The 19,239-nt window shown below is 71.4% G+C and carries 22 protein-coding genes; 16 read left to right on the top strand and 6 right to left on the bottom strand.

Annotated elements, in window-relative coordinates:
- Window positions 1-2 precede the first annotated feature (2 nt).
- The 4 genes from ACZ48Z_RS09670 (at window position 3) to ACZ48Z_RS09655 (ending at window position 2,264) form a co-directional block, all read left to right on the top strand.
- A complete protein-coding gene (locus tag ACZ48Z_RS09670) occupies window positions 3-437 on the top strand; it encodes a roadblock/LC7 domain-containing protein (protein WP_468735267.1) in 435 nt (144 codons plus the stop codon).
- Between the two features lie 17 nt (window positions 438-454).
- Window positions 455-823 carry a DUF742 domain-containing protein gene (locus tag ACZ48Z_RS09665; RefSeq protein ID WP_468735634.1) on the top strand — a complete coding sequence of 123 codons (369 nt, stop codon included), beginning with the start codon at window positions 455-457 and terminating at the stop codon, window positions 821-823.
- On the top strand, window positions 804-1,397 hold the full coding sequence (locus ACZ48Z_RS09660) for a GTP-binding protein (protein ID WP_468735266.1): 594 nt from the start codon (window positions 804-806) through the stop codon (window positions 1,395-1,397). The genes ACZ48Z_RS09665 and ACZ48Z_RS09660 overlap by 20 nt, the downstream gene beginning before the upstream one ends.
- 84 nt (window positions 1,398-1,481) lie before the next feature.
- The gene (locus ACZ48Z_RS09655) at window positions 1,482-2,264 is read left to right on the top strand and encodes a FadR/GntR family transcriptional regulator (protein ID WP_468735265.1); all 783 of its coding nucleotides are present in this window, start codon (window positions 1,482-1,484) and stop codon (window positions 2,262-2,264) included.
- A gap of 4 nt (window positions 2,265-2,268) precedes the next feature.
- Here the strand turns inward: ACZ48Z_RS09655 and ACZ48Z_RS09650 are convergent, their stop codons facing one another.
- The 3 genes from ACZ48Z_RS09650 to ACZ48Z_RS09640 are packed head-to-tail and all read right to left on the bottom strand — an operon-like array spanning window position 2,269 to window position 5,237.
- Window positions 2,269-3,291 carry an LLM class F420-dependent oxidoreductase gene (locus ACZ48Z_RS09650; protein WP_468735264.1) on the bottom strand — a complete coding sequence of 341 codons (1,023 nt, stop codon included), beginning with the start codon at window positions 3,289-3,291 and terminating at the stop codon, window positions 2,269-2,271.
- A complete protein-coding gene (locus ACZ48Z_RS09645; protein WP_468735263.1) occupies window positions 3,288-4,424 on the bottom strand; it encodes an acyl-CoA dehydrogenase family protein in 1,137 nt (378 codons plus the stop codon). Before ACZ48Z_RS09645 ends, ACZ48Z_RS09650 begins: the two co-directional genes overlap by 4 nt.
- A 45-nt stretch (window positions 4,425-4,469) precedes the next feature.
- Window positions 4,470-5,237, bottom strand: coding sequence for an enoyl-CoA hydratase/isomerase family protein (locus ACZ48Z_RS09640; protein WP_468735262.1), 768 nt, complete (start codon window positions 5,235-5,237; stop codon window positions 4,470-4,472).
- A gap of 95 nt (window positions 5,238-5,332) precedes the next feature.
- Here ACZ48Z_RS09640 and ACZ48Z_RS09635 point away from each other — a divergent pair, with 95 nt between their 5' ends.
- On the top strand, window positions 5,333-6,199 hold the full coding sequence (locus tag ACZ48Z_RS09635) for a crotonase/enoyl-CoA hydratase family protein (RefSeq protein WP_468735261.1): 867 nt from the start codon (window positions 5,333-5,335) through the stop codon (window positions 6,197-6,199).
- Window positions 6,200-6,368: 169 nt separating this feature from the next.
- Window positions 6,369-7,769 carry a family 1 glycosylhydrolase gene (locus tag ACZ48Z_RS09630; protein ID WP_468735260.1) on the top strand — a complete coding sequence of 467 codons (1,401 nt, stop codon included), beginning with the start codon at window positions 6,369-6,371 and terminating at the stop codon, window positions 7,767-7,769.
- On the opposite strand, the gene ACZ48Z_RS09625 is transcribed toward ACZ48Z_RS09630, so the two are convergent.
- Window positions 7,748-8,248 (bottom strand): MaoC family dehydratase, encoded by a 501-nt coding sequence (locus tag ACZ48Z_RS09625; RefSeq protein WP_468735259.1) that lies wholly within the window; start codon window positions 8,246-8,248, stop codon window positions 7,748-7,750. The genes ACZ48Z_RS09630 and ACZ48Z_RS09625 overlap by 22 nt on opposite strands.
- A gap of 26 nt (window positions 8,249-8,274) precedes the next feature.
- Entirely contained in the window at window positions 8,275-9,096 is an 822-nt protein-coding gene (locus ACZ48Z_RS09620; RefSeq protein WP_468735258.1) for an enoyl-CoA hydratase/isomerase family protein, read from the bottom strand.
- A gap of 108 nt (window positions 9,097-9,204) precedes the next feature.
- Here ACZ48Z_RS09620 and ACZ48Z_RS09615 point away from each other — a divergent pair, with 108 nt between their 5' ends.
- Genes ACZ48Z_RS09615 through ACZ48Z_RS09600 form a run of 4 tightly spaced genes read left to right on the top strand, consistent with a single transcriptional unit; the run spans window position 9,205 to window position 12,788 of the window.
- Window positions 9,205-10,326, top strand: coding sequence for an acyl-CoA dehydrogenase family protein (locus ACZ48Z_RS09615; protein ID WP_468735257.1), 1,122 nt, complete (start codon window positions 9,205-9,207; stop codon window positions 10,324-10,326).
- 19 nt (window positions 10,327-10,345) lie between these two features.
- Window positions 10,346-11,524: an acyl-CoA dehydrogenase family protein gene (locus ACZ48Z_RS09610; RefSeq protein WP_468735256.1), complete on the top strand. Its 1,179-nt coding sequence runs from the start codon at window positions 10,346-10,348 to the stop codon at window positions 11,522-11,524.
- A complete protein-coding gene (locus ACZ48Z_RS09605) occupies window positions 11,521-12,033 on the top strand; it encodes a nuclear transport factor 2 family protein (RefSeq protein WP_468735255.1) in 513 nt (170 codons plus the stop codon). The genes ACZ48Z_RS09610 and ACZ48Z_RS09605 overlap by 4 nt, the downstream gene beginning before the upstream one ends.
- Window positions 12,033-12,788: an SDR family NAD(P)-dependent oxidoreductase gene (locus ACZ48Z_RS09600; RefSeq protein ID WP_468735254.1), complete on the top strand. Its 756-nt coding sequence runs from the start codon at window positions 12,033-12,035 to the stop codon at window positions 12,786-12,788. The genes ACZ48Z_RS09605 and ACZ48Z_RS09600 overlap by 1 nt, the downstream gene beginning before the upstream one ends.
- 192 nt (window positions 12,789-12,980) lie before the next feature.
- Here the strand turns inward: ACZ48Z_RS09600 and ACZ48Z_RS09595 are convergent, their stop codons facing one another.
- The gene (locus ACZ48Z_RS09595) at window positions 12,981-14,177 is read right to left on the bottom strand and encodes a CaiB/BaiF CoA transferase family protein (protein ID WP_468735253.1); all 1,197 of its coding nucleotides are present in this window, start codon (window positions 14,175-14,177) and stop codon (window positions 12,981-12,983) included.
- Between the two features lie 144 nt (window positions 14,178-14,321).
- Between ACZ48Z_RS09595 and ACZ48Z_RS09590 the strand changes: the two genes are divergently transcribed.
- From ACZ48Z_RS09590 to ACZ48Z_RS09565, 6 genes are all read left to right on the top strand, one after another.
- A complete protein-coding gene (locus ACZ48Z_RS09590) occupies window positions 14,322-14,843 on the top strand; it encodes a PaaI family thioesterase (RefSeq protein WP_468735252.1) in 522 nt (173 codons plus the stop codon).
- Window positions 14,836-15,687, top strand: a complete 852-nt coding sequence (locus ACZ48Z_RS09585) for an enoyl-CoA hydratase-related protein (protein ID WP_468735251.1) — start codon at window positions 14,836-14,838, stop codon at window positions 15,685-15,687. The genes ACZ48Z_RS09590 and ACZ48Z_RS09585 overlap by 8 nt, the downstream gene beginning before the upstream one ends.
- A gap of 28 nt (window positions 15,688-15,715) precedes the next feature.
- Window positions 15,716-16,168, top strand: a complete 453-nt coding sequence (locus ACZ48Z_RS09580; RefSeq protein WP_468735250.1) for an FAS1-like dehydratase domain-containing protein — start codon at window positions 15,716-15,718, stop codon at window positions 16,166-16,168.
- Window positions 16,165-16,587, top strand: a complete 423-nt coding sequence (locus tag ACZ48Z_RS09575) for a MaoC family dehydratase (RefSeq protein WP_468735249.1) — start codon at window positions 16,165-16,167, stop codon at window positions 16,585-16,587. Before ACZ48Z_RS09580 ends, ACZ48Z_RS09575 begins: the two co-directional genes overlap by 4 nt.
- Before the next feature lie 5 nt (window positions 16,588-16,592).
- Complete coding sequence (locus ACZ48Z_RS09570; RefSeq protein ID WP_468735248.1) at window positions 16,593-18,056, top strand: class I adenylate-forming enzyme family protein; 1,464 nt, start codon at window positions 16,593-16,595, stop codon at window positions 18,054-18,056.
- On the top strand, window positions 18,049-19,239 hold a 1,191-nt coding region (locus ACZ48Z_RS09565), incomplete at its 3' end, for a serine hydrolase domain-containing protein (RefSeq protein WP_468735247.1). The genes ACZ48Z_RS09570 and ACZ48Z_RS09565, both read left to right, overlap by 8 nt.

The raw sequence follows: 19,239 nt of genomic DNA, 5'->3' as shown, positions 1-19,239 counted from the left end.
CCATGACGCTGCGAACGACCGCCACTCATCAGGATCTCGACTGGCTGCTGGACGGCCTCGTCGAACAGGTCCCCGGCACCCGGCACGCCATCGTGCTGTCCGACGACGGCCTGGTGGTGAGCCAGTCCAGCACCATCGCCCGGGGCGACGCCGAGCGCCTCGCCGCCGTGGCCACCGGCCAGCAGAGTCTGGCCCGCGGGGTGGGGACGCTCTTCGACGGGGGGCCGGTCCACCAGGTGATCGTCGAGCTGGCCGACCTGTGGCTGTTCATCTCGGCCGCCGGCCGTGGCACCCATCTGGCGGTCGTGGCCTCCCAGGAGGTGGACGCCGAACTGATGGCCGTGGCCATGCACACGCTCATGCAGCAGGTCGGCAGGCGCCTCGGCGCGGAGGCACGCGTCGTCATGCCCACCGTCGAGGGCGGTGTACGTGAGTGAGTCACTGGACGGACGGCATGGATGCGGACGACGCGGACGCGCAGTCCGTGCGGCCCTACACGATCACCCAGGGCCGCACCGCACCGGTCCGTGACGACCTCACCCTGATCACCCTCGTGACGACCGTCGAGCCGGAGGTTCCGGGCCGGTCCTCGCGCGGTCTGCAACCCGAGCACCGCGCCATCCTGCGGCAGTGCCGTACGCCGGCGGCGGTGGCCGAGATCGCCGCCGGACTGGATCTGCCGATCTCGGTGGCGAAGATACTCATCGACGACCTGGTAGCCCTGGGCAGGGCGACCACCCGTCCGCCGCTCGCAGTCGCGGCAGGAAGCACCGTGGACATGAACCTACTTCGGGCGGTGAGGGATGGTCTCCGCAGACTCTGACCTCACCCCACGCACCGTCGGCGCGGCTCCCGCCGCCGTCAAGATCCTCGTGGCCGGCGGCTTCGGCGTCGGCAAGACGACCCTCGTCGGCGCGGTGAGCGAGGTGGCGCCCCTGCGCACCGAGGAGTACCTCACCGTCGCCAGTGTCGGCGTCGACGACGTGGAGGGCGTCGAGCGCAAGTCCACCACCACCGTCGCCATGGACTTCGGCCGCATCATGGTCAGCCCCCGGCTTGTGGTCTACCTCTTCGGCACGCCCGGGCAGGAGCGCTTCTGGTTCATGTGGAACGACCTCGTGCACGGCGCCCTGGGCGCGGTCGTCCTCGCCGACACCCGCAGACTGGAGAGCAGCTTCGCGTCCATCGACTTCTTCGAGAGCCGGCGCATTCCCTTCGTGGTGGGCGTCAACTGCTTCCACGGGCGCCGGGACCGGGACGAGGGCGAGGTGCGCGAGGCGCTCGATCTCGACCCCGACGTCCCGCTGATGATGGGTGACATGCGCGAACGGTCGGTCGGCCGCGACCTGCTGCTGTCCCTGGCCGACCACCTCATCCGAACCAACTCGATAACCTAGTTCAAATAGTTATCTAGTTGTACAGTGGGTCATCCGGTTCGGGCCGCGCTGCGCGCCTGCCGGTCGGACGGAGGTGGTCCCGCGATGAGTGAGACCGGAAGACGGGTCGGAGGCGGGATCAACGGCGGCCAGGTGCGGGTCCCTAAAATGGCCGAGCTGGTGGCGGCACGGCTGCGCCGGATGATCGTGCGCGGCGAACTCGTCGAGGGGGACGCGCTGCCGTCCGAGACGGCCCTCATGGAGGAGTTCGCCGTCTCCCGGCCCACCCTGCGCGAGGCGTTCCGGGTCCTTGAGTCGGAGTCGCTGATCAACGTGCGCCGGGGCGCCCGCGGCGGCGCGCGGGTCCAGGTCCCGGAGGGCACGGTGGCCGCCCGTTACGCGGGCGTGGTGCTGGAGTACCGGGGGACGACCCTCAAGGACGTGTACGACGCCCGTACGGTCATCGAGGCGCCGTGCGCCGGGCTGCTTGCCGAACGGCGCACGGACGAGGACCTTCAGCGGCTGCGGGCCGCCGTCGCCGAGGCCGAGGAACTCATGGACGACCCGTCGGCGTTCATCCGCGCCCACATGGAGTTCCACGCCCTCGTCGTCGAGTTGGCGGGCAACGAGACGCTCGCCGTGCTCAACGGCATGGTCCGCCACATCATCGACCAGGCGAACTGGTCCCACGTCGACCTCGACGCCGGCAGCCCCGAGAACATCCGGGCCAACCGCCGGGGCTTCAGGGCCCACGGCGCCCTCGTGGACCTGGTCGCCGCGCGCCGGACCGAGGACGCCGAGGAACTGTGGCGGGTCCACCTGCAGGAGGCCGAGGACTACCTGCTGCAGAGCAGGTCCATGACGACGGTCCTGGACCTGCTCGGCTGACCGTTCAGCTCTCGCGCAGGTCCCGCACGATCGGCTCCCACACCTCGGCGTCGATCTCGTACGCGGTGTAGAAGGACACCCGGTCGACGAGTGCCCCGTACCGGCGCCGGATCTCGTCCGCCACCCGGTCCGGTTCCGCCACCACCGCGAAGGTGTGCAGCACCTCGTCGTCGACGAGCCGGCCCATCGCCTCCCACTTGTCCTCGCGGGCCGACTTCGAGAGCGCGTTGAGCTCGTCGCCTAGTTCGCCCCAGCCGTGCAGTTCGAGGACCCCGCGATAGGCGGGCGTGCTGCCGTAGAAGGCGATCTGCCGGCGGGTGCCGTCCACCGCGCGGGCCATCTCCTCCTCGGTGCGGCCGGTCGCCGTCAGCAGCAGATGGGACACCGAGAAGTCGCCGCGTGTACGTCCGGTGGCCGCGAGACCGGCCTCCACGGTCGGCAGCGTGACCTCCCGCAGATAGCGCTCGGTGGTGAACCCGTGCGCGAGGAGCCCGTCCGCGACCTCGCCCGCCACCCGGGTCATCGCCTCCCCGACGGCGGCCACGAAGACCTTGGGCGCGCCGCCGGTCGCGGGCGGCGGGGAGAAGAAGGGGGCCATGAGGGTGTGCGTGTAGAAGTCGCCGCGGAAGTCGAGCTTCACGCCCTCGTTCCAGGCCGCCCAGATGGCGTGCAGCGCGCTCACGTACTCCCGCATCCGGGCCGCGGGCCGGCTCCACGGCATCGAGAACCGCCGCTCGACGTGCGGCTTGATCTGGCTGCCGAGACCGAGGGAGAAACGCCCACCGGAGTAGGTCTGCAAGTCATGCGCCGTGTACGCGAGTTGCATGGGGGAGCGGGCGAAGGCGACCGCGATGGCGGTACCGACCTCCAGGCGGTCGGTGTGTTCGGCCGCGAGCAGCAGCGGCAGGAACGGGTCGTGCTTCGACTCGGACGCCCACAGGCCGTCGTAGCCGGCCTTCTCGTGGTGCCGGGCCTCCTCGACCACCTCGCCGGTGCTCCACACGTTGAGTTTGCCGTCGACCTTCATGCCGCTCCTTCGACCGCGTCCAGTCCGATGCGCCGTGCGAGCAGTTCCCGGTGGTACGCCGGGTCGCCGAACAGCAGTTGTGAGGTCTTGGCCCGCTTGAGATACAGATGGGCCGGGTGCTCCCAGGTGAAGCCGATACCGCCGTGGACCTGGATGTTCTCCGTCGTCGCCCGCAGACAGGCGTCGGAGCAGAAGGCCTTGGCCAGGCTCGCCACGGCGGACAGGTCCGGGGTCTCGTTCTCGGCGGCGAGCAGCGCGTAGTGCGCGGCGGCACGCGCCGACTCCACCTCCAGGAGCACGTCGGCCAGCAGGTGCTTGACGGCCTGGAAGGAGCCGATCGCCCGCCCGAACTGGTGCCGCACCTTGGCGTACTCCACCGCCGTGTCGAGCGTGCGGGAGGCCACGCCGACCTGCTCGGCGGCCAGCGCCACCGCGGCCCGGTCCAGGACCTCCGCGACCAGCTCCCAGCCGTCGCCGTGGGTCCGCAGCCGGGTCGCCGGTACGCCCGCGTAGTCGAGGTGTGCCTGCCGACGTGTCGGATCCATGGTGGGCAGCGGAGTGCGGGTCAGACCGGGCGCGTCGCCGTCCACGAGGAAGACGCCGATGCCGTCCTCGGTACGGCCGACGGTGAGCACGACATCGGCGGCCGCGCCGTCGAGGACGAACGTCTTGTGCCCGGTGAGCAGCCAACTCCCCGCGGATTCACGGGCGGTGAGCCGCACTCCCGTCTCGTCCCAGCGGGCCGAGTCCTCGGTCAGGGCGAGCGTCGCCACGAGCTCGCCGGAGGCCAGCCCCGGCAGCAGACGCTTGCGGGCCTCCTCGTCGGCGCACCGCAGCAGCGCGGTCGTCGCGAGCACGGCCGAGGACAGGAAGGGCGCACACAGCAGCGCACGGCCCATCTCCTCCATGACCACGCCCACTTCGACCGGCCCGCACCCGGCCCCGCCGTACTCCTCGGGTACGGCCAGCCCCTGGAGTCCCAGCTCCGAACCCATCCGGCGCCACAGCGCCCGGTCGAAGCCCTCCGGGGTCTCCATCAGGCGCCGCACCTCGGTCTCGGGCGAGGTGTCCGCGAGGAACGCCCGTACCGTGCGCCCGAGTTCCTCCTGCTCCTCGCTGAACGCGAAGTCCATCCGGGTACTCCTCTCAGGCTCAGCTCTGCGGCGCAGCGCTCGGGTTCAGCGTCGGCCGCGCGACGCGATGATCCGCTCGACCGCGGCGATGTGGTCCGGTGCGTGCATGGTGTCCCGCTCGGCGAGCAGGGCCGGTTCCATCACGGTGTCGAGGGCCTGCTCCAGGTGCCGGTTGACCGCGCGCTTGGTCTCGCGCAGGGCCTGCGCGGGCAGGGCGGCCAGGCGTCCGGCCAGGTCCATGGCCTCGTCCAGGAGCTTGTCCCCGGGCACGGCCCGGTTGGCGATGCCCAGCCGGACCGCGTCCTCGGCGCTCACCCGGTCGCCCAGGAACAGCAGTTCCTTCGCCCGGGTCAGCCCGACGAGGAGCGGCAGGACGTACGCACCGCCGTCACCGGCGACCAGTCCGACCTGGACGTGCGGGTCGGCGACGTAGGTGTCGTCGGCGATCAGTACCAGGTCGCTCAGCAGGGCCAGGCTGCAACCGAGGCCGACGGCCGGGCCGTTGACCGCCGCGATCACGGGGAGGGGGCAGCGGACCAGGCCGGTGACGATCCGCCGGGCCTCGTCGACGTTCTGCTCCCGGAAGGCGCTCTCGCGCTGGACCCGGGTCATGATGTCGAAGTTGCCGCCGGCGCTGAACGCCCGGCCGCGCCCGGTGAGCACGATCACCCGTGCCTCCGGGTCGGCGGCGATCTCCTCCCACACCGACGCGAGTGCGGTGTGCAGTTCCTCGCTCATCGCGTTCAGCTGCTCCGGCCGGTTCAACTCGACCAGCCGGACCGGCCCGACGGCCGTCACCACCAGATCCGTCATCTCCACCGCCCTCGTCCAGGATTAGTTATGAGAGTTGAATGCTATAACTAATTAAGCTTTCTGGGAACCGGCCCGCGGAGTGACGGAGGACGCGCATGACGGAGCAGGAGTACGAGACCGTGCGGGTCGAGGTGGCGGACCGGATCCTCACCGTCACCCTCAACCGGCCCGAGCGGCTCAACGCCTTCAACCCGCAGATGATGCAGGACCTGCTCGACGTCCTGGACGCGGCCGACGCGGACGACGGGGTACGGGTGACCGTCGTGACCGGCGCCGGACGCGGCTTCTGCGCGGGCGCCGACGTCAGTTCGGGCGGCTCCTCCTTCGATCACCGCAAGGCGGGCGCCTGGCACCGGGACACCGGCGGCCGGGTCGCGCTGCGGATCTTCTCCAGCACCAAACCGGTCATCGCGGCGATCAACGGCCCGGCGGCCGGTGTCGGCGCCAGCATGACCCTGCCCATGGACATCCGCCTCGCGTCGACCTCGGCGAAGTTCGGCTTCGTCTTCGCGCGCCGGGGCATCGTGCCGGAGTCGGCGGCGAGCTGGTTCCTGCCACGGGCGGTCGGCATGCAGCGGGCCATGGAGTGGGTGGCGACGGGCCGCGTCTTCGGCCCCGAGGAGGCGCTGGCCGCCGGGCTGGTCCGCTCCGTCCACGCCCCGGAGGAGTTGCTGCCGGCGGCGTACGCACTCGCCCGGGAGATCGCCGAGAACACCTCCGCGATCTCGGTGGCCCTGGCCCGCCAGATGATGTGGCGGATGCTCGGCGAGCCCCACCCCATGGCGGCGCACCGGCTCGACTCACGGATCATGAGCCAGATCGGCGGCGGCCCGGACCCCGTCGAGGGGGTCGAGTCCTTCCTCGCCAAACGGCCACCCGAGTTTCCCGGCCTGGTCAGCAAGGACATGCCGGCCGTCTACCCCTGGTGGCAGGAGGAGGACTTCCGTCCCCTGGGGGAGTAGACGGCCGGACCGTCCGCACCGGGGCTCAGACCGGTATCCGGCAGGCCGGGCCCCGCGGACCGAAGAGATCTGGCTGAAACATTGTCGTAGTTTGCTCGAAGTGTTAGCGTCCCGACGGCGGGCATTCAGTTGAATGCGCTCAACCATTTCACCGCCTGGACGGTAAACCATGAGCGATGGTTTCCTGCACGAATCCCTTCGCGGTGTCGACTGGGGGGTCGCCACCGCGGACACCATCGCGGCCCCACCGCCGCCCCCGCCCGAACGCGGGGGACACTTCCGGCAGTGGACCGACGACATCCGGCAGCTGCTCGGCGTCTCCGCGGACACCCACCGCATGGTCGCCGGATGGCCGCGGCTCCAGCCCGACGGCCCCGGCAGCTGGGACCGGGCGGCACTGGACCGCTGCGACCGCGCACTGGACGCCCTGCTCGCGCAGGGGACGCGGCCCGCGCTCACCCTGTTCGACCGCACGCTGCCGCCCTGGCTGGACTCCGCCGGCGGCTGGCTCGCCCGCGACACCGCCGAGCACTTCGCCGCGTACGCGGCCGAACTGGGCCGTCGCTTCGGCGACCGGGTGGAGCGCTGGATCACCTCCACCGACCTGGCCGGCCCCACCCTCGCCGACCACGTGGCCGGAATGTACTCACCGGGCCGGGGTGCGGGCCGGGCGGGACTGCCCGCCGTCCACCACATCCTGCTCGCCAACGGGCTCGCCACCCGGGCCCTGAAATCGGCGGGCGTCAGCGGTCGGATCGGTACGACGATCACCCTCGTCGGCGGCTATGCGGCCACCGACGACCCCTACGACCGGCTCGCGCTGGAGCGCCTGGAGAGCTGGACCAACCGGCTGTTCCTCGACCCCCTGCTGCTCGGCGAGCACATGGTGACGGAGGACGACGTGGCGCCCGTACCGGCCACCGGCTGCGTCCGCCCCGGCGACCTGGAGATCATCGCCACCGCCCAGGACCTGCTGGGCCTGTCCTGGCACACCCCGTTCCGGGTCACCGCGCCGGAGAACCTGCCCCGCGTGCTGCCCGCCACGAAGTGCCGCAGCGCCCTCAACGAGGTCAACCGCCTGCTGGTCAGTCTCGGCTTCGCCATCGTCCCCTTCGACGACGTCGAGACGACCGCCTACGGCTGGCCCATCATCCCCGAGGGCCTCGCCGACGCCGTCGCCGGCCTGTACGAGCTGTACGGCGACGACCTGCCCCCGCTGTCCGTCGTCGACAACGGCATGGGTGACCTGGACCTGGTCGACGACACCGGACACAGCGACGACACCCGGCGCCGCGCCCTGCTCCGCGCCCGCCTGTCCTGGCTCGCGGGCATCGTCGCCGCAGGCGTGGAGGTGTGCGGCTACGAGTACTGGTCGGTCCTCGACAACCTGGAAGCGAAGTTCCGCTACACCCGCCTGTACGCGATGGCGGTCCCGGACCACGAGGTCGCGCCCGGGCCCACGATGCCGTCGGACTGGGTGCACGGGGGAGCGTTCGCCGCAGAGCCCGGCACCGGTCCGAAGTGCGGACTGAGCCTCGTACCCGGGAGTCAGGGCGTCGGCGCCTCGTAGTCGCGGCCGCGGATCAGCCGTACCGGGCAGTAGACCAGGACGTCCTCGTCCTGCTGGTTGCGTACGGTGATCCGGCTGGTCACCACGCCCCGCCCGGGCTTGCTGGAGGGGCGGCAGCCCGTCGTCTCCACGATCGCGTGCAGCGTGTCCCCGACGTACACCGGCCCCCGCACGGTCAGTTCCATGTGCAGGAACGCGAGCCCCGTGCCGTGCAGGACGTTCGTCTGCAGGACGAGCCCCTCGGCGAGGCAGTACGTCAGGCCGCCCGGGACCAGGCGGCCGCTGTATCCGCCCTCCGCCGCGTGCGTGGCGTCCCAGAAGAGGGGCTCGGTGAAGCCGCCCCAGGTGACGAAGTTGACCAGGTCGGTCTCGGTGACGGTCCGGCGGGCGGTCCGGAAGACCTGCCCGACCGGCATCTCCTCGTACGTCAACCCCTTGACCAGGGGCGGGACTTCGGTGGTGGTCCGGTGCGGCGTCATGATCGGTCGGTTCCTCTCGTGGGTGGTCAGAGATCGAGCGGGTGCTTGCTGCCCACGCCCTCGAAGTCCGGGGTGCGCTTGTCGCGGTGGGCGGCCAGCCCCTCGACGACCTCGTGTCCGCCGAACCCGAAGAACTCCAGCCCGAGGGAGGCCTCGAAGATCGGCTGCGCGGTGCGGTACCAGTGGTTGAGGGACCGCTTGGTCCAGCTGATCGCACTGGTGGGACCGTCGGCCAGGACGGTCGCCACGCGCAGTGCCTCGGTGTGCACGTCCGCGTCGTCCACGCACTTGGACACCAGGCCGATCCGCTCGGCCTCCTCACCGGTGAGCGCCTCGCAGGTCAGCAGGTAGTACTTGGCCTTCGCCATGCCGCACAGCAGCGGCCAGCAGATGGCCGCGTGGTCACCGGCCGCGACCCCGAGACGCGTGTGCCCGTCGACGATCTTCGCAGTGCGGGCGGCGACGGAGATGTCCGCGAGCATCCCGATGACCAGTCCCGCGCCGACCGCCGGACCGTGGATCGCCGAGACGACCGGCTTGGAGCAGTTGATGACCCCGTAGACCATGTCCCGTGCCTCGCGCATCACCCGGGTACGGACCGCGTAGTCCCCGGTCATGGCATCGATGGAGTCGAAGGTGCCGCCCGCCGAGAACGCCCGGCCCGCCCCCTGGAACAGCACGGCCCGGGTCTGCTCGTCCCGGTCGATCACCGGCCAGATGTCGGCCAGCTCCCCGTGCATCCGGGGATCGACCGCGTTGAGGTGCGGGGCGTCGAGCACGACGCGCAGCACGCCGGGCGCGGGCCGCTCGAAGGTCAGGCTCGTGAACGGGGCGTAGATATCGGTCACGTCGCGCTCCTGGTGGAATCAGTGCGGATACTATAATTATCTAACTGTATCGAGTGGAGTGCGGCAAGCGGTCGGCAGCCGCGTCGCACCGAGGACGGGAAGGTCGGCATGGACCTCACCTTCACCCAGGAACAGGACGAACTACGCAAAGTCGTACGGTCGTTCCTGGCCAAGTACTCCGACGAGGCGGCCGTACGCCGTCTCGCCGCCGATCCGGAGGGCCACGACGACCTCGTCTGGCGCCGGATGGCCGGCGAACTGGGCCTCCAGGGCCTCGCCGTACCGGAGGAGTACGGCGGCTCCGGCTTCGGCTACGCCGACCTCGGCATCGTCTTCGAGGAGGCCGGCCGCGCGCTGCTGTGCGGGCCGTACTTCGCCACCGTGGCCCTGGCCGCCGAAGCCCTGCTGCGCTGCGACGACGAGCAGGCCCGGCGCGACCTCCTGCCGGGCATCGCGTCCGGCGAGACGGTCGCCACGCTGGCGCTCACCGAGGACAGCGGCCGCTGGGACGAACCCGGCATCCGCCTCACCGCACACGACACGGCGTCCGGCTGGCAGCTGACCGGCACGAAGACCTACGTCCCCGACGGCCACCTCGCCGACCTGCTCCTCGTCGCCGCCCGCACCCCCTCCGGCGTCAGCCTCTTCGCGGTCGACGCCGCCGACGCACCGGGTCTCGTCCGCACCCCTCTCCCCACCCTCGACCAGACCCGCAAACAGGCCCGGCTCGAGTTCGCGGACACCCCCGCCCGGCTGCTCGGCACGGAGGGCACGGCGTGGCCCGCGCTGCGACGGACCCTCGCCACCGCCTCCGTCCTGCTCGCCGCCGAACAGGTCGGCGGAGCGGCCGCGGCCCTGGACGCCGCCGTGGACTACGCCCGGATCCGGGTGCAGTACGGGCGGCCCATCGGCTCCTTCCAGGGGATCAAGCACAAGTGCGCCGACATGCTCACGGACATCGAGTCGGCCCGCTCGGCCGCGTACGGCGGACTGTGGGCGCTGGACGCCGGGGACGAGACGGAGATCGCCGTAGCGGCCGCACTGGCGCACGTCTTCTGCTCGGAGGCGTTCACCAGGGTCGCCGGCGACAACATCCAGGTCCACGGCGGCATCGGCTTCACCTGGGAGCACCCCGCGCACCTGTACTTCAAGCGGGCCAAGAGCTCCGAGGCGCTGCTCGGCCCGCCGTCGCACCACCGGGAACTGCTGGCCGCCCGGCTCGGCATCTGAACCACAGGAGGACGTTGGCATGGAGCTGGACTTCGGACCCGCCGTACGCGACTTCCGCGACGAACTGCGGGACTGGCTCGCGGACCACCTCGTGGGCGAGTTCGCCGCACACCGGGGCGTGGGCGGCCCCACCGACGGCGCCGCCTGGGAGGTCCGCCTAGCCTGGGACCGCGAGCTGTCCGCGGGGAACTGGCTGGGCGTCGGCTGGCCGAGGGAGTACGGCGGACGGGGTCTCGGTCTGCTGGAGGAGATCGTCTTCGAGTACGAGTACGCCCGCGTGAACGCCCCCTACCGGGCCACCGGCAACTCCCTCGACCTGCTCGGCCCCATGCTCCTCAAGGTGGGCGCCGAGGAACAGAAGAAGCGCTTCCTGCCGCCCATCCTCGCCGTCCGGGAACTGTGGGGCCAGGGCTTCAGCGAGCCCGGCGCGGGCTCCGACCTGGCATCGGTCCGCACCCGGGCCGAGCGCGACGGCGACAGCTGGGTGGTGAGCGGACAGAAGGTGTGGACGTCCTTCGGCATCCACGCCGACTGGCTCTACGTCCTCGCCCGCACCGATCCGGACTCCGTCCGGCACAAGGGCCTGACCATGCTGCTCCTGCCCACGGACCAGCCCGGCGTCGAGATCCGCCCCATCCGCAACCTCGCCGGCCAGGACGAGTTCGCCGAGGTGTTCCTCTCCGACGCCCGGACCGGCGCGGACATGGCCGTCGGCGAGGTCGGCCAGGGCTGGCGCACCGCGATGGCCACCCTCGGCATCGAACGCGGCACGACCCTCCTGCCCCAGCAGCTCACCTTCGAGCGGGAGGCGGAAGCCCTGATCGACCGGGCCCGGGAACGCGGCGCGCTCGACGATCCGATGCTGCGCCGTCAGATCATCGACGCCTGGATCTCCGTACGCATCATGCGCACCACCAACCTCCGCACCATCGCCGAACTCACCGCAGGCCGCACCCCGGGCGCCCAGGCCACCACGGCCAAGCTTTACGCCTCGACCCGGCACCAGCGACTCGGCCATCTCGCCCAGGAGTTGGCCGGTCCCGCCGGGCAGATCGTCGGCGAGGACTACGAGCTCGACACCCGGCAGCGCTCCTTCCTGCTCTCCCTCGCGGAGACGATCTACGGCGGATCGAGCGAGATCCAGCGCAACATCATCGGCGAGCAGGTGCTCGGACTGCCGAAGGAGCCCAGGCCGTGACGTCGATCGAGGAGCGCGTCGACCGCATCGAGTCGCACCTCGCCGTCCAGCAGCTGCCCGTCCGCTACGCGCTGGCCGTGGACGCCCGTGACCTCGACGCCTGGGTGCACTGCTTCCCGCCCGACGTGGACATGGGGCGCCACGGCCGCGGCCGGGACGCGCTTCGGGCGTACATCGAGCCGCTCGTCCGGGGCTTCCACCGCTCGGTCCACCAGATCTGCGGCCACCGCATCGAGTTCACCGGCCGTGACACCGCCACCGGTTCCGTCTACTGCCGTGCCGAACACGAGGTGGGGGAGCGGTGGATCGTGATGGCGATCCGCTACCTCGACGACTACGCGCGCGTGGACGGCGAGTGGTACTTCACCCGGCGCCGCGAGCAGCACTGGTACGCGGCGGACGTGACCGAGCGCCCCCAACAGATGGGATTCGAGGGCTGGGAGGGCGCCGGACCACCGGCACTGCCCGCCGCCTTCCCCTCCTGGGGCGCCTTCTGGAAGGAGACGTGATGCTGCGCTTGTCGGGGAAAACAGCCCTGGTCACCGGCGGCGGCCAGGGCGTGGGCCGCGGGATCGCCCTCGCGTTGGCGGCCGAGGGGGCGGCGGTGGTGATCACGGGCCGCACGGAAGGCACGCTCAAGGACACCGCCGAGGAGATCACCGGGCGCGGCGGCCGGGCCTGTGCCGTGGTCGGGGACGTCGGCGAGCGGGCCGACGTCGACCGCATGGTGGCCGAGACGGTACGCGAGTTCGGCGGTCTCGACGTGCTCGTCAACAACGCGCAGACCTCCGTCCAGCGCAGGCTGGAGCAGACGTCCTACGACGATGTCGAACTCGCCTACCGCAGCGGCCCGTTGGCGACCTTCCACGCCATGCAGTCGGCCCTTCCCCATCTGCGGGCCAGTCGCGGCAGCGTCGTCAACCTCGGGTCGTCGGCCGCGGTGCAGGGCGAGGTGGGCTTCGCCGCGTACGCGATGGCCAAGGAGGCGATACGGGGACTGACCCGGGTCGCCGCACGGGAGTGGGGCGGGTACGGGATCCGCGTGAACGTCGTCTGCCCGGCCGCGCTGAGCCCGGCGGCGCAGGCGTACTTCACCGGCCATCCGGAGAAGGCCGAGCAGGTGCTGGCCGGCATCCCGCTCGGACGGATGGGCGACCCGGAGACGGACATCGGCCGGGCGGTGGCCGCGCTGGTCAGCGACGACATGGCGTATCTGACGGGGGCGACGCTGATGCTGGAGGGCGGCCGAACACTGCTCGGCTGAAACAGGAGTTCTTCTCGCCCCCGCCGCCCCTACCCGTCCCGTCCTTCGGGGGCTCCGCCCCCGCGCCCCCGCTCCTCAAACGCCGGAGGGGCTATTTTCAGCCCGTCCGGCGTTTGAGGACGAGGCCCCTTCAGGGCCGACGGGGGTCTGGGGGCAGAGCCCCCAGGGACGGGAAGGGGCGGTGGGAACCCCTCACACCACCCCCCGCCCCCGCAGCTCCGCCAGCCGTTCCTCCGTCACCCCCACCACCCCGCCCAGGACGTCGGCCGTGTGCTGACCCAGTCGCGGCGGCGGCACATACCCCTCGACCGGCGTCGCCGAGAACCGGATCGGATTGGCGAGCAGCGGCAGCCGTCCCGACACCGGGTCCTCGACCTCGACCAGCATCTCCCGGTGCCGGATCTGCGGATCGGCGAAGACCTCCGGCAGCTCGTTGAACGGCCCCGCAGGGACGTCGTGTTCGTCGAGCACGGCCAGCCACGCGTCCCGGGGACGGGTCCTCATGATCGCCGCCAGCACCGGCAGGATCTCCTCACGGTGACTGATCCGGGCGGAGGTCGTGGCGAACCGCGGGTCCTGGAGCAGGTCGGTGCGGTCGGCCGCAGCGCAGAACGCCGCGAACTGCTTGTCGTTGCCCGCCACGAGGAACAGTGGCTTGTCCGCGCACTGGAACGCCTGGGAGGGGATCCCGCCGTAGCCTCCGTTGCCGCGCCGCCGCGGAACCTCCCCGGAGACCAGGTAGTTCATCGCGAAGTGCGACAGCGAGGCCAGTCCGCAGTCCAGCAGCGACAGGTCGATGAACTGGCCCTCGCCGGTGAGGTCACGGTGCCGCAGCGCCGCCAGCACGGCTGTCGAGGCGTACAGGCCGGTGAGGATGTCGACCATGCTGATGCCGACCTTCATCGGCTCCTCGGGGTGCCCGGAGACGCTCATCATCCCGGACATGGCCTGGAAGATGCCGTCGTAGCCGGGACGTTCGGCGTAGGGCCCGGTCTGTCCGAAGCCCGTCACCGAGAGGTAGACCAGCCGTGGGTTGAGCTCGCGCAGGCTCTCGTGGTCGAGGCCGTACTTCGCCAGCGTTCCCGTGCGGAAGTTCTCGACCAGCACGTCCGAGCGGGCGGCGAGGGCGCGGATCAACTCCTGTCCCTCGGCGGTGGCGTGGTTCACCGTGACCGACCGCTTGTTGCGGTTGCAGGAGAGGTAGAAGGCGGCGGTGTCCGTGCCGGAGGCGAACGGCGGGCCGTAGGACCGTGAGTCGTCACCCGTGCCGGGCCGTTCGACCTTGATCACCTCGGCCCCCAGATCGGCCAGCATCTGGGTGGCGAGCGGCGCCGCGAGGATGCGGGACAGGTCGAGGACGCGGATCCCGGCCAGGGCGGTCGACGGCATCAGGTCTCCCTCTGTTCACGGACGGCGAATGAGTTATATAAATAATACATCTGGCGCCAGGATCATGCCTCGCCTGATTGCTCAACTATCATATTCATGTAACTATATGGATCGGCCGACAGGCCGAGACCGGAGGCCGTGCTGATGACCGTCGCGGCGAGGACCCTCACCGACCAGGAACAGCGCGAACGCCGCGAATGGTTCCGGGCCCGCTGGGAGCGCGGGGTCGCCTTCAACCGTTACTGCCGCCTCCGCGTGACGCGCTGGGACCCGGACGGCGTCGAGATCGTGCTCCCCTATACCGAGACGCTCTCCGCGCACGAAGGGCTCTTCCACGGCGGAGTCGTCTCGGCACTCATCGACACCGCGGGCGCCGGTGCCGTGATCGCCGGACACGACTTCGCCAAGGGCAGCCGGCTCAGCACCGTGTCGATGTCGGTGCAGTACCTCGCCCCCGCCCGGGGCCGGGAGGCCGTCGCCTACGCGCGCTGCGTCCGGCGCGGCCGCAGAGTGCACTTCGCCGACGTCGACGTGATGGCGGACGGGCGCATCTGCGCACGCGGGCAGGTGGTGGTGACCATCTCCGGGGAGCGGCAGGGCGTCGGCGATCCGATAGCCCCCGCCGACCCCATCGAATCGCTGACGGAGGACGACCACGATGACTGACGAGCCCGCCCAGGACGACGACCTGGTGCTGTACGAGGTCGACGAGGACGGCGTCGCCACCGTCACCCTCAACCGCCCCGAACGCAAGAACGCCTGGAGCCTTCCCATGGAGGGCCGCTTCTTCGCGCTCCTGGACGAGGCCGCGAACGACCCCGCCGTCCGCGTCGTGATCATCACGGGTGCGGGCCGGGCCTTCTGCCCCGGCATGGACGTCCAGCGCCTGGAACAGAACTCCCAGCCGGGCCAGTCCCTCAACCTCCAGGCCCGTGTCCCCATGTACAGCAGGCGCCTGCTGCCGAAGCCGATGATCGCCGCGGTCAACGGCGCCTGCGCGGGCATCGGCCTGATCCAGGCGCTCATCTGCGACGTCCGCTTCGCCGCCCGCGGCGCCCGCTTCACCACCGCCTTCACCCGGCGCGGCCTGGCCGGCGAGTACAACCTGCCGTACGTGCTGCCACGTGTCATCGGCCTGGAGAACGCCCTGGACCTGCTGCTGTCCGGGCGGGTCTTCGACGCCGACGAGGCCAAGGACCTCGGCGTCGTCAGCCGCGTCGTCGAACCGGAGGGCCTGCTCGACGCCGCCCGTGCCTACGCCCGGGACATCGCCCGCAACTGCTCCCCGCGCGCCATGGCCGTCGTACGCCACCAGGTCTACGGCGACCTCGACCGCACCTTCACCGACGCCCTCGCCCGCTCCTACTCGGCCATGGAGTTCTTCGCGGGCTCGCCCGACTTCCGGGAGGGCGTGACGAGCTTCACCGAGAAGCGGGAGCCGAAGTTCGAGGGACTGCCGCCGGACTTCGACCCGGACGAGGCCACCCGCGACGCGTTCCTGCCGTACTGACCGCGCACCGACCGAGGAGCTCACGACGATGACAGCGCAACCGTTCCCCGTCGAGGCCGGGCACATCATGATGTTCGCCCGCGCCATCGGCGACGAGAACCCGGACCACCGGGGCGAGAGCGCGCTCGCCCCGCCCACCTTCACCATGGCGAGCGCCCACTACGACCCCGACTACCACCTGCGGCCGGGGCCGGACGAGGAGTGGTTCGGGTCCGGCCGCGGCCCCGGGGTGATGGGCGAGGGCGGCGGCGGACTGCACGCCGAGCAGCACTTCGAGTACCACCGCCCGGTACGTGCGGGCGAGACGCTCCACGCGCACACCGTCCCCGGCCGCAGCTGGGAGAAGCAGGGCCGCACCGGCCGCCTCCTGTTCAGCGAGCGCATCACCGAGTACCGGGACGCCGACGGCAGCCCGGTCGTCAGTGCCGTCACCGTGGCCGTCGTGCCCGAGGGCCCCGCAACCCCGAAGGACGCCCGATGAGCCTGAGCGCGGACGACATCAAGGTCGGCGAGACCCGGGAGAGCGTCCTGGTCGACGACCTGAAGCGGACCCGGATCGTGCAGTACGCCGGTGCCTCCGGAGACTTCAACCCGCTGCACACGGACGAGAGGTTCGCCGTCGAGGCCGCGGGATACCCCGGAGTGTTCGCCCACGGGATGCTCACGATGGGCATGACGGGACGGGTCCTGACGGACTGGGTCGGCACCGAGTCGCTGCTGCGTTACGGCGTGCGCTTCAAGGCGCAGGTGTGGCCCGGCGACACGCTCACCGCGACGGCCACCGTCGACTCGGTCGAGGACACGCCGGGCGGCCCGGTCGCCCACTTCTCCGTGCGCACGGTCAACCAGGACGGCGTCGAGGTGGTCACCGGTACCGCGGCGGCCCGCCTGGAGCAGTGAAGCCGGTGGGCGGCGTACCGGAGTCCGGAGAGCCGGTCACCTGGACCGCCATGGTGAGCCGCGCCCACGACCATGCCCGGCCCGCCGCCCGGTTCGGCGACCTGACCTGGACCGGCCGTGAACTGCTCGACCGGGCCGGCGGTGCCGCCCACTGGCTGGACTCGCTCGGTCTCGAACCCGGCGCGCCGGTCCCGGCGTTGGTCGCCACCTCCGCCGACGCCCTCGCGCTGGTGATCGGCGGCGCGGGGTCGGGCCATCCGCTCGCGCCGCTCGGTGTCCGGATGACCGCGCACGAGATCGCGACCGTGGTGAAGGCGACGGACAGTCAGATTCTGCTGGCGCAGAGCGAGTTCGCCGAACTCGGCAGGCAGGTCGCCGCCCTCACGGGCCGGCGACTGTGCGTCGTGCCGGAACTGCGCCCGATTCCACGGGAGTTGACGGCCGCACCGGACGACCTCGCCGCCGTCCTGCACACCTCCGGGACGACCGGACTGCCCAAGCCCGTCCCCATGACCCAGCGGCGTCTGGCCGCCCGCGCCCGGGTCAACGGAAGTCTGTGCGCGCTCGACCCCGACAGTTTCTACGGCGGCAGCGCGCCCTTCCACCACATCGCGGGCCTCGGCAACATCGCCGTCGCCCTCGCCGCGGGCGCCCTGGTCACCGGGCTGCCCCGCTTCACCGTCGAGGGCTGGACCCTGCTGCGCGAGCTCGGTACCACCCACACCAGCATGGTCCCGGCGATGCTGGAGACCCTGCTGGCCGCGGGCGAGGCCCGCCACGAGACCCTGCGGACCCTCCAGTACGGGGGAGCGCCCGTCCGACCCGGCACGCTGCGGCGGACGTACGAGGCGATGCCCGGCGTCCGCATGCTCAACATGTTCGGGCAGACCGAGGGCTCGCCGATCAGCGTGCTCACCCCCGAGGACCACCGGGAAGCAGTCGCGGGACGCACCGAACTGCTGCGCTCGGTGGGGCGCCCCGCCCCCGGTGTCGAGGTCAGGGTGGCCGGTGCCGGGCCGGACGGCGTCGGTGAGATCCACGCCCGCGGCGACCATTTCTTCCGGATCGACGCCGAGGGCTGGCTGCACAGCGGCGACCTCGGCCGGATCGCTCAGGACGGCTACCTCTACCTCCTCGGCCGGCGCACCGACATGATCATCCGCGGCGGCGAGAACGTCCATCCGCTGGAGGTCGAGACCGTCCTGACCGCGCATCCCGGCGTGGCCGACGCCGGGGTGACGGGCGTGCCCGACGAACGGCTCGGGCAGACCGTCGTCGCCTTCGTCGTCCCGGCCGATCCCGGCACCCCGCCGGACCCGGCGGCGCTCAGCAGCCATACCCGCGCCCGGCTGTCCGGGTTCAAGGTCCCCGTCCGCTGGTGGTTCGTGGACGACCTGCCGCGCAACGCCAACGGCAAGGTCGTCCGGCGCCTGCTGCGGGAGCCGCACGAAGGAGGAACCAGTGCCTGACCACGTCGACCCGCTCCGCCTCGACACCCTCCTGAGCCGGATCCGTCGGGAGGTCGACCACGGCCCCCTGCCGTCCGCGCAGGTCGCCGTCGCCCACGAGGGGCGGCTGGTGGCCTTCGAGACCTACGGCGACGCCCGCCCCGACACCCGGTACGTCCTGCAGTCCGTCGGGCGGTCGATCGTCGCGGGCGTGGTGTGGAAGCTGATCGGCGACGGACTCCTGGACGTGGGCGAGCAAGTCGCCGCGATCATCCCGGAGTTCGCCCCGAACGGGAAGGAGACGGTGACGGTCGAGCAGGTGCTCACACACACCGCGGGCTTCCCCTTCGCACCTCTCGGGTACCCGAAGATGCTCGACCGCGAGCAGCGGCTCGCCGCCTTCGGGCGCTGGCGTCTCGACCACCCGCCGGGCAGCCGCTTCCAGTTCCACCTCACCTCGGCGGCCTGGCTGATCGCCGAGATCGTCGAGCGGCGCACGGGCCTCGCCTTCGCCGACCACCTGCGTGAGCACATCGTGGAGCCACTGGGTCTGTCGTCGATCGAGCTGGGGGTCCCGGTGGACCGGCAGCCGGGCAGTGTCGCCCCGATGCTCGCCACCGACCGCACCGGAGACGACCAGGAACCCGACCCCTGGGGGCCCTGGTACCTGTCCGACCCGAAGGTCCTGGCGGCCGGAGAACCCAGCCACGCCCTGGTCGCCACCGCCGCCGACGTCGCCCTCTACTTCCAGGCCCTCGTCCACTCCGGTCTGTGGAAGCCGGAGGCGGTGGCCGACGGCACCCGGATCAGGCTGACCGATCACCCGTACGGGGAGCAGATCTACGGGGGCGGCGGCAGTCGCCGTACCAGCATGGGCCTGTTCGTCACGGTGGCCGGACCCGACGCGGGGAGCAACCTTCCGTCGACCGGCTCACCGGCCCTCTTCGGCAGCGCGGGCGCGGCCTACCAACTGGGCTTCATGGACCCGGAGTCCGGCCTGTCCTTCGCCTGTCTGAGCAACGGCTACCCGCTCGCCGGCTACGACAACTCGCCCCGCGGCACGGCACTGCTCTCCGACATCGCGAACCTGGGGGGGGGGGGGGGGGGGTGGGAGGGGGGTGGGGGGAGGGGGGGGGGGGGGGGGGGGGGGGGGGGGGTATTGGACTGTTGGGATTTTTGGCGTTGGGGGTTTCCTTCGCGGGAC

It is taken from the genome of Streptomyces sp. NPDC031225 (assembly GCF_055570355.1).
Note: the sequence above shows the minus strand (reverse complement) of the source record. Positions and strands in the feature narration are given on the sequence as shown.